General features: G+C 48.6%; 15 protein-coding genes. 6 read left to right on the top strand and 9 right to left on the bottom strand.

Annotated elements, in window-relative coordinates; genetic code table 11:
• Nucleotides 1-120 precede the first annotated feature (120 nt).
• The 4 genes from ACU8YC_RS01175 to ACU8YC_RS01190 all read left to right on the top strand — a co-directional run bounded on the left by ACU8YC_RS01175 (nt 121) and on the right by ACU8YC_RS01190 (nt 2,843).
• On the top strand, nt 121-1,080 hold the full coding sequence (locus ACU8YC_RS01175) for a YbgA family protein (protein WP_446894932.1): 960 nt from the start codon (nt 121-123) through the stop codon (nt 1,078-1,080).
• 110 nt (nt 1,081-1,190) lie between these two features.
• Nucleotides 1,191-1,790 carry a cytochrome b/b6 domain-containing protein gene (locus ACU8YC_RS01180; RefSeq protein WP_151219069.1) on the top strand — a complete coding sequence of 200 codons (600 nt, stop codon included), beginning with the start codon at nt 1,191-1,193 and terminating at the stop codon, nt 1,788-1,790.
• A gap of 11 nt (nt 1,791-1,801) precedes the next feature.
• Entirely contained in the window at nt 1,802-2,572 is a 771-nt protein-coding gene (locus tag ACU8YC_RS01185; RefSeq protein ID WP_446894933.1) for a molybdopterin-dependent oxidoreductase, read from the top strand.
• Nucleotides 2,573-2,597: 25 nt separating this feature from the next.
• A complete protein-coding gene (locus ACU8YC_RS01190; RefSeq protein ID WP_151219071.1) occupies nt 2,598-2,843 on the top strand; it encodes a pentapeptide MXKDX repeat protein in 246 nt (81 codons plus the stop codon).
• 150 nt (nt 2,844-2,993) lie between these two features.
• Here the strand turns inward: ACU8YC_RS01190 and ACU8YC_RS01195 are convergent, their stop codons facing one another.
• From ACU8YC_RS01195 to ACU8YC_RS01225, 7 genes are all read right to left on the bottom strand, one after another.
• The gene (locus tag ACU8YC_RS01195; RefSeq protein ID WP_151219072.1) at nt 2,994-4,922 is read right to left on the bottom strand and encodes a putative bifunctional diguanylate cyclase/phosphodiesterase; all 1,929 of its coding nucleotides are present in this window, start codon (nt 4,920-4,922) and stop codon (nt 2,994-2,996) included.
• Nucleotides 4,923-4,939: 17 nt separating this feature from the next.
• Nucleotides 4,940-5,434: a molybdopterin-dependent oxidoreductase gene (locus ACU8YC_RS01200; RefSeq protein ID WP_151219073.1), complete on the bottom strand. Its 495-nt coding sequence runs from the start codon at nt 5,432-5,434 to the stop codon at nt 4,940-4,942.
• A 412-nt stretch (nt 5,435-5,846) separates the two neighbouring features.
• The gene (locus ACU8YC_RS01205) at nt 5,847-6,488 is read right to left on the bottom strand and encodes a helix-turn-helix transcriptional regulator (protein WP_151219074.1); all 642 of its coding nucleotides are present in this window, start codon (nt 6,486-6,488) and stop codon (nt 5,847-5,849) included.
• Nucleotides 6,489-6,612: 124 nt separating this feature from the next.
• Nucleotides 6,613-7,581: a threo-3-hydroxy-L-aspartate ammonia-lyase gene (locus ACU8YC_RS01210; protein ID WP_286544971.1), complete on the bottom strand. Its 969-nt coding sequence runs from the start codon at nt 7,579-7,581 to the stop codon at nt 6,613-6,615.
• A gap of 27 nt (nt 7,582-7,608) precedes the next feature.
• Complete coding sequence (locus ACU8YC_RS01215; protein ID WP_151219076.1) at nt 7,609-8,004, bottom strand: RidA family protein; 396 nt, start codon at nt 8,002-8,004, stop codon at nt 7,609-7,611.
• Between the two features lie 243 nt (nt 8,005-8,247).
• Entirely contained in the window at nt 8,248-8,556 is a 309-nt protein-coding gene (locus ACU8YC_RS01220) for a monooxygenase (RefSeq protein ID WP_151219077.1), read from the bottom strand.
• Nucleotides 8,557-8,592: 36 nt separating this feature from the next.
• Complete coding sequence (locus ACU8YC_RS01225) at nt 8,593-9,384, bottom strand: PhzF family phenazine biosynthesis protein (protein ID WP_446894934.1); 792 nt, start codon at nt 9,382-9,384, stop codon at nt 8,593-8,595.
• A 119-nt stretch (nt 9,385-9,503) separates the two neighbouring features.
• Here ACU8YC_RS01225 and ACU8YC_RS01230 point away from each other — a divergent pair, with 119 nt between their 5' ends.
• A complete protein-coding gene (locus ACU8YC_RS01230; RefSeq protein ID WP_187259510.1) occupies nt 9,504-10,202 on the top strand; it encodes an RluA family pseudouridine synthase in 699 nt (232 codons plus the stop codon).
• 36 nt (nt 10,203-10,238) lie between these two features.
• Here the strand turns inward: ACU8YC_RS01230 and mdtK are convergent, their stop codons facing one another.
• Complete coding sequence (gene mdtK / locus ACU8YC_RS01235; protein ID WP_151219079.1) at nt 10,239-11,612, bottom strand: multidrug efflux MATE transporter MdtK; 1,374 nt, start codon at nt 11,610-11,612, stop codon at nt 10,239-10,241.
• Nucleotides 11,613-11,829: 217 nt separating this feature from the next.
• Here mdtK and ACU8YC_RS01240 point away from each other — a divergent pair, with 217 nt between their 5' ends.
• On the top strand, nt 11,830-12,477 hold the full coding sequence (locus tag ACU8YC_RS01240) for a riboflavin synthase (RefSeq protein WP_016152982.1): 648 nt from the start codon (nt 11,830-11,832) through the stop codon (nt 12,475-12,477).
• Nucleotides 12,478-12,512: 35 nt separating this feature from the next.
• On the opposite strand, the gene cfa is transcribed toward ACU8YC_RS01240, so the two are convergent.
• Entirely contained in the window at nt 12,513-13,661 is a 1,149-nt protein-coding gene (gene cfa, locus ACU8YC_RS01245; RefSeq protein ID WP_151219080.1) for a cyclopropane fatty acyl phospholipid synthase, read from the bottom strand.
• Nucleotides 13,662-13,830 lie beyond the last annotated feature (169 nt).

The following is a 13,830-nucleotide window of genomic DNA, read 5'->3' on the forward strand; positions in this document are numbered from 1 at the left end:
ATGTATCCGAACATTAAAAATTAAAGCTCACGAAAGTATGTCGTTTAAATATGCTTTACTTAATGGAACAGTCACACGAATCCTTCCCGAAAAGGGGCGCAAACAAAAGAGGGGATCGTTATGCATACTCAACCTGTTATCGGGATTAGTGGATGTTTGACCGGCTCAGCCGTGCGATTCGATGGTGGGCATAAGCGGATGGGGTTTGTGATGGACGATCTGGCTAAGTGGGTGACTTATAAACCTGTCTGTCCGGAGATGTCCATCGGTTTGCCTGTACCACGTCCCGCGTTGCGTCTGGTTCAGACTTCCCAAGGGGATATTCGCATGTGTTTTAGCCATGCGCCGGGTGAAGATGTAACCGATAAAATGTCCGAATTCACCGCCTCATATCTACAGGGACTTGGTAGTCTGGCGGGTTTTATCGTTTGTGCTAAATCACCGAGCTGCGGGATGGAAAGAGTAAGGCTGTATGACGAAAAGGGAAATCGTGGGCGAAAAGAGGGGACGGGTTTATTTACTGGTGCATTAATGGAAACCTACCCGTGGTTGCCGGTCGAAGAAGATGGCCGCTTGCACGATCCGGTGCTGAGGGAAAATTTTGTCGCGCGAGTGTTCGCGTTACATGAGCTAAATAAGTTGCGAGCCAATGGCCTTACTCGCCACGGATTAATACACTTTCATAGTCGCTATAAGCTCCAGCTGCTGGCGCATAACCAGGCGGGTTATCGGGAAATTGGCCCCTTTGTTGCCTCGCTTCACCAGTGGGATGATTTGGACGCTTTTTTCGTGGCCTATCGTGAAAAGCTTATGGCTATTCTTAAAATGCCCGCATCGCGGAAGAATCACACCAACGTGCTGATGCATATTCAGGGTTACTTCCGTGAGCAATTGAGCGCTCGCCAGCGCGGAGAGTTACGTGACGTCATCCTCAACTACAGCAGTGGACTTTTGCCAATCCTGGCTCCACTCACGCTACTCAAGCACTACCTGGCTGAATACCCGGACAGCTACCTGCTTGGCCAGAACTATTTTGATCCTTATCCGAATGAATTAGCGCTTCGTTTAATGGTTAATTAGCTTACTGTTGGCGAATACGGGAAGTTATCACATTTTATTTAAACTTCCGTGAGGATGTGGTGATCACAATGCTGCCATGATGCGCTCATGTCATTCATGGAGAGCGCATCATGCGACCATCAACCTCAGAAACGGTACACCCGCTTTGGCTGCGCTGTTGCCATTGGGTAAATGTCGTTGCTATCGCGGGCATGTTGTTTAGCGGTTGGCGCATCTACAACGCCGCACCGCTATTTTCATTTGAGTTTCCTGCACAAATAACCCTCGGTGGCTGGCTGGGGGGCGCACTCCAGTGGCACTTTGCCATGATGTGGGTACTGGCCTTAAATGGCGCAATTTATCTCTCGCTTGGCATAGCCAGTGGCCGTTTTCGGCAAAAGTTTTTTCCGTTGTCATATCGACAGTTGAAGGACGATCTCTTGCAGGCGCTGCGAGGGAAACTCCAGCACGCCGATCTGCGCCACTACAATATGGTGCAAAAAATAGCCTATCTGTTCATTCTTCTCGATGGCATCGTGCTGGTTTTATCCGGTCTGGTGCTGTGGAAATCCGTACAGTTCCCGTTTTTACGGACCTTATTCGGTGGATATGATTCTGCGCGGTATGTCCATTTCTTCGCCATGAGCGCACTTGCGCTGTTTATTGTCATTCATCTGCTAATGGTCCTGCTGGTTCCGCGCACGTTGCTGGCAATGTTACGGGGGCGCTAAGGAAATACATCATGAAAAAATCCCGATTTCTCTCCGACACTGACACGCATTACCTGGTCAAAGAAGCGGAAAAATTACTCAGCCCGGACCGCCGTCGTTTACTGCGCCAGGGACTGACGCTCGGCGGCATCATGATGCTTACCGGTTGCGATATCAGCGATAACACGGATGTGGAAAATGTGCTCTCACGTATGTCACGTTTTAACGATCGGGTGCAGGGGTTTTTATTCAGCGACCGTGCGCTTGCGCCTGAATATACATCCGCAGAGATCACGCGTCCTTTTCCATTTAATGCTTTTTACGGGCCAGAAGATATTCCGCAGGTGGATGGCCGGGACTATCGCCTTGAAATTCGCGGGCTGGTGCGTGACAACCGCAACTGGACGCTGACGGAGCTGCACAACATGCAGCAGACAAGTCAGATTACCCGTCACATTTGCGTTGAGGGATGGAGTGCAATTGGAAAATGGGATGGTGTGCCGTTTCGCCACTTTTTGACGCTCGTTGGTGCCGATTTGCGCGCGAAGTACGTCAGCTTTCGCTGTGCAGATGACTACTACACCAGCATAGACATGGCCACGGCGTTACACCCTCAGACGCTGATGGCATTGACGTGGGATAACCAGATCCTCCCGGCAGAATATGGCTACCCCATAAAGCTACGTATCCCTACCAAGCTGGGGTACAAGAATCCCAAACATATCCAGGTCATTGAAATCACGAATCGTTTCCCGGGCGGTTATTGGGAAGATCAGGGTTACAACTGGTTTGGTGGCAGTTAATACTACAACACAACGAGGAACTACCATGAAAAAGATGATCATCGCCGCAACCGTATTTTCCGCTCTGTTTATGGCAAACGTACAGGCCGCCGATTCGATGGGCAAAGACGGTATGGCTAAAGACACAATGTCAAAGACACATGACAACATGTGTAAAGACAATATGTGCAAAGACACTATGAGCAAAAAACCAATGACCAAAGACAGTATGGGAAAAATGGACAATATGAAAAAAGATAATATGAATAAAAACCATGAAATGAAAAATTAATTCTTTTTCAATTTCACAGATGTACCCTGTTTTAAAACAGGGTACATTAATTTTTAACGGCGACTGCAGGATGTCAGTCAGTGACTAAAGCTTAATTAACATCCTTTTTCCCAAGGCCAGACCATTCAGAGCTGGGGAGGCGTTTGTGATTTAACCATGTCTGATTTCCTTATCAATACAAGGTTGAGGTTTACCAAACAGATATCCTTGTGCGAAATCGCAGCCGAGAGCCTGCAGTCTTTCCAGTTGTTCCTGCGTTTCAACACCTTCTGCGACAGCCTTCATATTAAGGGACTTCGCCATGCCAGTGATCAGTTTGATGATATTAAGGGCATCTTCCTGTGTAGATATCGAATGCACAAAGGACTTGTCTATTTTGATTTTATCGAAGGCAAGCCTGCTCAGTCGCGAAAGAGAAGAGTATCCGGTACCAAAATCGTCGATGGAGATTTTTACGCCAAGGGCTCTGAGTTTATTCAGGGTATTCATCGGCGTTGTACTCTCAGTAAAGATAGAGGATTCTGTCACCTCCAGTTCAAGACGATCAGGTGGTAGTCCTGTTTCTTTCAGAATGGACAGCACGATACCGGCAAAGGTTTTGCTGCTTAGCTGAACGGGAGAGACATTGACTGAAATTTTAACCGGAATTGCCCAACAAGCTGCCTCCCGGCAAGCAATTTCGAGCACGGCTTTCCCCATCTCATTAATCATTCCTGTTTTTTCAGCAACGGGAATGAAGCTATCCGGTGACAGGAGGCCCTTAAGAGGATGGAGCCATCTAATAAGTGCTTCGTAACTGTAAATTTTCTGGCTGAAAGAGTCGACAATAGGCTGATAATAAACCACGAATTCTTTGTTCACAATTGCCAGGGCCATATCATGCTCAAGTGTTCTGCTTTCTTGCAGCTTTTCTAACATTCGTTGCCGGAAGACCTTTATCTTGCCAGAACCGTCGTTTTTGGCTTCATAAAGCGCCAGATCGGCAAATTTATAAAGATAGTCGGGGCGACGTTCAGTATCTGAGATAACAATACCAACGCAGGTAGTTATATTGATAATTGTGTTGTAAATAGTATAGGGTTGGCTGATATATTCACATATTTTCTGAGCTCGTGAAACTGCGCGACTTTCTGTCAAACCGCTTGAGAGAAACGCAAACTCATCTCCACCTAATCGATACAGTGTATCCGAAGTCAGGCTTATCGAAGTCAGACGGTTTGATATCTGACGTAGTAAAATGTCACCGGCATCATGACCATAGGTATCATTTACCTCCTTGAAGCGATCTAAATCAAACAACATCACAATCACAGAGTCGTTATTTTTTTCTGCCATCTCGATTGTTTTATTTAAATCACCCCAGAATAGCTGGCGATTATTCATCTCGGTAAGAGAGTCATGGTAGACGTCATATTCCAGTTTAGCATTCTGGATTTGTAGCTTTTCTTTAGATATCTGCAGTTCTTCGGCAAGACTCTTAACCTGAAGGTGTGCACGTAGGATATTTCTGTTTTGATAGAAAATGAGCACGCCCAGAATCGCACTCAGTATTATCAGTAGCACAGAGGTTGCTGAATATATGTAGTACAGTGTTTGAATTTTCTGGTTGGCGTTATTGATCGAGTTAACATCCTTGTTTAACGCGCCGGACGAAAGACGACCAAGTGGCGCATCCAGAGTATGCATTTTTTTTAGATAGTCCTGGAGTGCTGAACGGTTCATTTTTTCCAGATTAACATCCAGAAAATTTAGGGTGTTTTCAAGTTTTACCGCCAGTTGACGGTGAGCTATATTGCTTTCAATGTAGCGCCCCAAATCACCCTCTTTGATCAAATCACTCTGGCTGAGCATAATGTCGAGACGCATGCGTACATTATCGAGATTCATCGTATCATCGATAGTGTAAAGAGCTAACAATGATTCAAATCGATAATATTGAGATACCAGCTGTGCAGCAGACCAGGAATCGGTGTAGTGAGTTAGCTTCTGTAACTCTTGTTGTCTTTCATGCACGAGGAATGAGATATATCCAGTAGATATAAAAAGAAAAAAGATGATACCAGCCAGTATTCTGTTCATGGTGTTCCTCTGAACGCCTACTCGATATCCATACTACTGACCTGCCATGCAGACCTGGAGTAATAAATCTGGTTATTCAGTTCCGGCATGCTGTCATAGGGGTACACAATGAATAACGGGCCTTTATCACGGATGCGCATATATTTTCCGTTGATTTTTAAAGCAAGGATAGCATCGTATTTTTTGAAATCACTGAGAGGGATAACGGTCGTATAGTCATTGAGCGCAGTCACCTTTACAACCGATCCTTTTGCCCCGACATAATCCATGAGCTTTTGTAATGGAATGCCCGTAAAGGTCGTGCGACCATTATACCAGGGGGAGGTGGTCTGGAAACTTACCATTCCCAGTTTCTCAAGGCTGGCGGTATCAAAAACGGCTTTCCCGTCTTCATTTGTATTTTCAATATTTCCGGACAGTGTTAAAAGGACTTTACCTGCAGGTTTGGGCAGTTCGCTGGCATAGACCTGGGTGACGAGCATAAAGCTTAACAACATGGCGATTAATCGCATTCTGACCTCACCGGCTACCGGACGTGTGAAAGAATTATAATTTAGATATTATGTTAATTATATATGCGGCCTGGTTAATATTTGTTGAATAAACGTGAATATATTTTTATTGATAAAAATCAGATGGTTAGGGTTTGCTTGCTTTTAAAGTTGCTCAAGCAAGGTTGATGAAGTTATTAGAAGGGCGTTAATTTTTATTGATTTGTACAAAAAGCAACCTGCATGTTTCATTAGGGCAACTAAACACGCAGAGATGCAAAGGTTTATCTTTTGTGTAGTCACAAGATAATACTGTTTTTCTTGCGGATGGCTATGTCGGCACAACGCCCCCTCAGCATGTGGCGGAGCACTTTGTGCCAGTAATGAATGACATGTCACTGACCTGCGCTAAGGCATACCTTATATGACCATCTTACTCATTTAACGGTGTCGACTGACGGGCATACAGGTAAGCGGTAGCTCTGGATACCCCCAGATGCTGTGCCACGGTATCCATTGATTTTCGTACGTTCAGCAACCCCTCTTTGCGTAACTGTTGAATCAGCAGCTTACGGTCTTCAGGTTTAAGGGCGCGGGCCGTCGTTGCGCGTTTAGCGGCAAAGTCATCGATACGCTGGCGGATGACTTCATTACTGCCAGGGTCGATATGTTCCTTAATAGGCGAGTTTTCGGTTTCAGTAAATTGTGCAAGGGCACTCTGCATGCCACGAAACAGCGTCATATCCACGTTCAGACAGAGTGCTGCTACGTATTTACCTTCTTCGTCTTTGATGCCAATGGATGTACTTTTCACCGGGCGGCCATCGGCAAACTGGTTGCTGTAATTCGCAATGATGCTGGGAAATTCGGGCGATGCGATTCGCGCCAGACCCAGTTCTGTTGCCGGCTGGCCGGGTTTGCGTCCTGACAAATTGTTATGGATGGACAAAATGGCATGTTCAGGATTCTTGAGGTCATGAACCACCACTTCGCAAAATGGAGAGAAGGTCTCGCCGAGCCCCCTGGCGATAGTGTCAATTTGGCTGAGAAGCGAGTTGTTGTCAGTTTTGGGCATGCCAGTCTCCTGTGGTGATGCCTGTAGCCACGATTGCGAGCAGTTTACAGTGAGCAAGGTTCGCTTATCCAGACAGGAATATACAGACAGTAATAAGGTATCCGCATAGCAGATACCTTTTTGATCAACTTACGAGGAATTCACTGTAGCGGCTGATATCCACGTTCCCGCCGCTAATGATAATACCGATTTTCTTACCGAGAAGTTCTGCCTTGCGGGTTCGCGCAGCAGCAAAACCCAGGCATCCGGTCGGCTCCACGACGATTTTCATGCGCTCAGCGATAAATTTCATCGAGGCGACCAGTTCATCATCTGAGACGGTCAGAATATCGTTAACGTTTTGCTGAATGATCGGAAACGTTATCTTCCCGAGATGTTGGGTCTGCGCACCGTCAGCGATGGTTTTGGGCGTATCAATATGAACAATTTTTCCGCTGCGAAACGACCGTTGCCCATCGTTTCCCGCTTCGGGTTCGACGCCATAGATGAGGCAGTCAGGGGAGAGATGTCGGGCTGCCAGTGCGGATCCTGAAAGCAGGCCGCCGCCACCCAGACACACGAACAGAACGTCCAATTGACCCACTTCTTCAATCAGCTCTTTTGCGGCAGTGCCCTGGCCCGCAATCACGTGCGGATGATCGTAAGGCGGGATTAGCGTCAAACCGTGTTTCTCTGCCAGCTCCCGGCCTATTTTCTCACGATCTTCGGTATAGCGATCGTAAATCACCACATTTCCACCATAGCCTTTTGTTGCCGCAACTTTAGCTGCCGGGGCATCGTGCGGCATGATAATCGTCGCCGGGATCCCCAACAACTTTGCCGACAGGGCAATGGCCTGCGCATGGTTGCCGGAAGAAAAGGTGACGACGCCTGCAGCGCGTTGTTCTGGTGTAAACTGGCGCAGCGCATTCATAGCTCCGCGAAATTTAAACGCGCCCATTCTCTGGAAGTTTTCGCATTTGAAGAAAACGTCAGCCGCAAATTCGTCATTAACCGTTCGGGAGGTCATCACCGGTGTTTTGTTGGCATACTCGGCGATGCGCTCTGCCGCAGCGGCAACATCGTTATAATCAGGCAGTGTCATTTCAGTCATTCTTGTTCACCTGTATGTCGTTAAACGTCACGCTTGTGGGGCCAAGGCAATAGCTTCGATTTCCAGCGCGAAACCATAATGAAGCTCTGCAACACCGGCTACTGCTCGAGATGGGCGGAAATCACCGATCCACTCGCCATAGATTTTGTTAAACGTTGGCCACTGGTTGATATCTGTCACATAGACGCGTACTGACACCAAATGCTGTCGGGAAATTCCAGCGCCAGCCAGGCAGGCATCAATATTCTGTAGCACCAGTCGCGTCTGCTCTTCAAAAGAAGCATTCGTTTTCTTTTCGCCATCAATAGTGACCGGCAACTGGCCGGAAATGAAGACGAACCCGCCAGCCGTTGTACTGTGCGAGTAATGACCAGCAGGTGGAAAGCCCCCTGCAGATGCGTTCAATGTAATCTCCACAGACATAAAGAATCTCCTGATGTTGATGATAATTCATTTTGTATAAAATAATACATTTTGTATTATTTTATACGCTTTCATGCAACGTCAGGCTAGTGATAATTTTCACAGGTGCTGATTTTGTGAACTATTGCAAATGTGGTTAACGTAAAAGCTATGCTGAGTGGGAACAGGGAGGTTTCGGTTTTAACGAGGGGAAAGCAGTATCAGTGGTGAAACGCCCCGGGGAGGGGCGTCTGAAGCAAAAAATTAGCCAATATGACCGTGGTTAATTTTACTTAACGGCTCATTAATATCGAAGATTTTGAACGTCACGTCTTCCACTCCCAGATGCTTCAGACGGGCAGTGTGCTTTTTGATATAGGCTAGCGCGCTGACTTCATCCTGAAACAGGTAGATGCCACCGGCTTCGTGGTTTGCTTCGTTCTCGGTCCAGATTTTCCAGATGAACCCCGGCTCCTGGTTGATGGATTCGGCCAGTTCAACAAGCTGATTCGACATCTCAGCGCCAAACGGACCATGAAAATCAAAGTGTATCTGCACGAGTTTGTTCGCCATAAATCCTCCTTGGATTGGTTAATTCGGGGAGAGCTGCTAGCGCAACAGCACTTTCCCAGTTAGATAAGTGATTGCCTGTCCGCCGATATAAACACGCGTTCCTGCCAACTGGCAGCGTAAATCTCCGCCGCGCGCAGAGACCTGGCGCGCCAGCATCTGTGATTTATTGAGTTTTGCAGCCCAGTAAGGAATCAGCATGCTATGTGCCGAGCCCGTGACAGGGTCTTCCGCTACGGCTTCACCCGGACAGAAGAAACGGCTGACGAAGTCGTATTGCCCGTCACCCGGCGCGGTGATACAAACCATTTTCCGCAACGGAAGCATGGCGTGGATGTCCGGGCGTACAGCCTCAACCTGCTGTTGATTATCCAAAACAATCATATAATCGCGCGCGACACGCACTTCTTTGTATTCGGTGATGCCTAATGTTTCCAGTAGTAAGGCGGGCGGTTCGGCGGGCTCGCTTTGCCAGGCAGGAAAATCAAGCGTCAGCCATTCACCGCTGCGCGTGACCGTCAGTGGTCCCACGAATCGAGTGGTGAAATGGAGGGTCGTACCTGGGTAGTCCAGATGTTCAAAGATGACATGTGCGGCGGCAAGCGTGGCATGTCCACACAGATTGATTTCTCCCTGAGTGGTTAACCAGCGCAGCTCAAAGCCATTCTCGTTGACGACAAAAAAAGCGGTTTCTGACTGGTTATGCTGCTGCGACATTTTCAATAATGTTTCATCGGGCAACCAGTCTGGGAGCGGACATACTGCTGCGGCATTACCGCCAAACGTGGTGGTGGTAAAGGCATCTACCATATAGAAATCGATTTGTTGCACGGTGTAACCCTCTCATCGTACTCGGGATAACCCACACTCTATCATGCCTGTACGACTCAAATTCGCCAGTCTGGTGAAAATTGGATATGATCTGCTCCCACATTTCATTCTGGCCGCACATGTCTACGATCCTCGATACTTTTATTGCCCCGCCTTGTCATGACGAGATAGAGATCCTCTATCAGGACGAACACCTGGTGCTTATCAATAAACCTGCCGGGCTGCTAAGTTTGTCGGGGAAAAATCCGCAAAATCTCGATTCGGTACATCATCGGCTGGTACAGATTTATCCCGGTTGCACGCTGGTACATCGGCTCGATTTTGGAACTTCAGGGGTGATGGTGGTTGCCCGTAACAAAGCGATCAACGCCGCGCTTTGCCAGCAGTTCAGTCGACGTACGGTAAGCAAAATGTACAGCGCGCTGTTATGTGGGCATCTGAAAAATGATGAAGGGGTTATAGACGCAGCGATAGCCAAAGACCCGGCGTTGTTTCCACGGATGTCGATTTGCGCCTTCAACGGCAAACCCGCGCGCTCGCGCTATCAGGTTGTTGAGCGTTTTCATTATCGCCAGGAAAATGGGGCGTCACTCTGCCTGACCCGGGTACAACTGACGCCTGAAACCGGGCGTACCCATCAACTGCGGATCCACTGTCAGTTGTTAGGACATCCGATTTTAGGCTGTGATTTGTATGGAGGTTGTCTGCTGCCTGGCACTGAAAGAGCGCCGCGACTGATGCTGCATGCCAGTGAATTGCATTTCAGGCATCCCATCAGTCAGGAATGGATGAATGTCCAAAATGCCAGTCCGTTCTGAGGATGAAAAAAGCCGCCAACGGCGGCTATTTGGGTATTATCGTGCAGCTCGTTGCAATATAACCGCTGACGGTTGGCGTTGTAGAAAACGCATTCGCAGCATCATCAGCACCGCCGCAGAAGTCAGGCCGATAATAAAGCCCATCCAGAATCCTGCTGGCCCCATCCGGTCAACCACCAGATCGGTCAGCGCCAGAATATAGCCGCTCGGCAGACCCAGCACCCAGTAGGCCGTAAAGGTAATAAAGAAAATTGAACGGGTATCTTTATAACCACGCAGGATACCGCTGCCAATAACCTGGATAGAGTCAGATATTTGATACACCGCCGCCAGCAACATGAGCTGTGCTGCCAGAGCGACAACTTCCGGGTTATTGTTGTAGAGCAGGGCAATGTGTTCACGGAATGTCACGGTGAAAATCGCCGTTACCACGGCCATGCAGACACCGACGCCCAGACCCGTTCTGGCTGCGGTTTGGGCATCCAGCGTGGAACCCTGGCCCAGACGATAACCGACACGAATGGTGACGGCGGCAGCCAGAGACATCGGCAGAACGAACATTAACGAGCTGAAGTTCAACGCGATCTGGTGTCCGGCGACGTCAACAATCCCCAGTGGGGAAACCAGCAATGCGACTACTGCAAACAGCGTCACTTCGAAAAACAACGCCAGCGCGATAGGTAAACCCAATTGCACCAGACGCTTCATTACTGCGGTGTCCGGCTTCTGGAAACCACGCTCATTACGGATGTCGCGCATTGAGCGTGCGCGTTTAATGTAAGACAGCATCGCGATAAACATTACCCAGTAAACCGCTGCCGTAGCGACGCCACAACCCACGCCGCCCAGTTCCGGCATGCCTAAATGCCCATAAATGAAAACGTAGTTAACCGGAATGTTCACCAGCAGGCCGAGAAATCCCATCACCATCGCGGGTTTGGTCTTGGCCAGACCTTCGCACTGGTTACGGGCTACCTGGAAGAACAAATACCCCGGTGCGCCCCACAGCAGCGCGCGAAGATAGCCAACGGCTTTATCCGCCAGAGCCGGGTCGATGTTATGCATGGAGCGAATAATGTAGCCTGCGTTCCATAGCACGATCATAATCAGAACGGAGACGCTACCCGCCAACCAGAATCCCTGACGTATTTGATGGGCAATCCGATCGCGGCGTCCGGAACCATTGAGTTGCGCAATGACCGGCGTCAGAGCCAGTAACAGTCCATGGCCAAACAGAATAGCTGGCAGCCAGATGGACGTTCCAATAGCGACGGCAGCCATGTCCGTGGCGCTGTATCCACCCGCCATGACGGTATCAACGAATCCCATTGCAGTTTGAGCGATTTGCGCAAGAATCACCGGAATTGCCAGAGCTAATAACTGACGCGCTTCACTTACATACTTTTGCACGTGTACACCACTATATTGTTGTTATTTGAGAGACTAAAAAAGCCGCCTTATCTGGCAGCAAGGAGAAAAAGCTGGGGAAATTTCAGTCTATTGTAGCGAGGAATACGTAATTCTCCAGTGAAAAAACAGGCAGTAGCGGCGCATCGCTGGCAACCTGAATTTCCACCTGCTATTGTGCTGTGCAGAGATGTCTTAATTGAGTTCAGGAGTTAGAAGTATGTTTACGGGTATTGTGCAGGGCACCGCGAAATTGGTGTCTATTGATGAAAAACCAAATTTTCGTACGCATGTTGTGGAGTTACCTGAATATATGCTGGATGCGCTTGAGACCGGCGCATCGGTTGCCCACAATGGGTGCTGTCTGACGGTCACCGAAATCAACGGTAACCAGATAAGCTTTGATCTGATGAAAGAAACGTTGCGTATCACAAATCTGGGGGATCTGAAGGTCGGAGATTTGGTCAATGTTGAGCGCGCGGCAAAATTCAGTGATGAAATCGGCGGGCATTTAATGTCGGGCCATATTATGACTACTGCCGAAGTATCGAAAATTCTGACCTCAGAAAACAATCGCCAGGTGTGGTTTAAAGTTCAGGATCCGTCACTGATGAAATATATCCTGTACAAAGGATTTATCGGTATTGACGGCATCAGCCTGACGGTAGGCGAAGTCACACCGACACGCTTTTGCGTGCATTTGATTCCGGAAACCCTGGAGCGTACGACGCTTGGCAAGAAAAAACTGGGTGCGCGGGTCAATATCGAAATCGATCCGCAAACGCAGGCGGTGGTTGATACCGTTGAGCGTGTGCTGGCGGCGCGAGAAAGCGCTATCAGCAACGTCACAGGTGAAGCAGGAGCCTGAGAGTAAAGCCCCCGTTAGCACGGGGGCGATAATAATTAGCGGGGAACGCGTAGGCCGTGTTCAACTCCGCGGGAGAAAACCACCTGCCATAGCTGAATGTCGCGAGCGCGAAATGCGCCTGCGCAAGCGTTCAGGTAATAGCTGAACATCCGTTTAAAGCGCTCGGTGTAATTATCGGCGATTTCAGGCCAGGAACTCATGAAACGTTCGTGCCAGGCCATCAGGGTGGTATCGTAATCCGCACCAAAATTATGCCAGTCTTCCATCACAAAATGCGGCTCGCTGGCGTTGGCAATTTGGCGAACTGACGGTAAACAGCCGTTCGGGAAGATATATTTATTGATCCACGGGTCAACGTTATTGTCGGTTTTATTAGAACCGATGCTATGCAGCAAAAAGAGACCGTCCGGTTTTAAATTGCGATCGACTACGTCAAAATAGGTCGCGTAATTTTTCGGTCCTACATGTTCAAACATGCCGACGGAGACAATGCGATCAAATTTGTCGTTCAGGTCGCGATAATCCTGCAGCAAAATGGTGACATCCAGCCCCGCACAACGCGCTTGCGCCATTTTCTGTTGTTCTGCAGAAATGGTCACGCCTACCACGCTTACGCCATATTGTGATGCCAAAAACTGGGACAAGCCACCCCAGCCGCAGCCTATATCGAGTATCCGCATTCCTGGCTGCAACTGCAGTTTTTCGGCAATCATTTTCAGCTTCGCCTGCTGGGCAGATTCCAGTGTGTCGGCATCTTTCCAGTAGGCGCAGGAATACTGCATATAAGGGTCGAGCATGCGGGAAAAGAGATCGTTGCCTAAATCGTAATGTTCTTTGCCGACAACCCACGCACGTTTTTTGGTCTGCAAATTAAACAGGCGAGCCGCTGCAATTCGCAGTGTATCTTTGAAATGGCGGGGGAGTTGGTTTTCAAGACCGGCGCGCAGGGCTTTACTAAAAAACATGTCCAGCCGGTCGCATTCCCACCAGCCATCCATATAACTTTCACCCAAACCTAACGATCCTTCCTGCAATACGCGCTTGAAAAATCTAGGGTTGTTAACGCGAATATCTGCCGGTGCCGGACCATTAACGGCGATGCCTGCACGGCTTAACAATTCACTGGTGATGCGGTACCAGTTATCATCCGGTACGCTGATGTCTTCTATACACGATGAACTCATAGCTTCTCCATCACTGGTCGGTGATCAGAACCTTAAAACAGCGTAGACGCTTTTTTGGGCTGTGTGAGAAATCTCACGAAATTAATCCGTGAATCTATAATCCGACGTAGAACAGAGGAAGGGAGGAACCCTTGCCGAAAAGACCATCCGTGGGAATACGAGAACGTTC

It is taken from the genome of Citrobacter sp. VF227 (assembly GCF_052950715.1).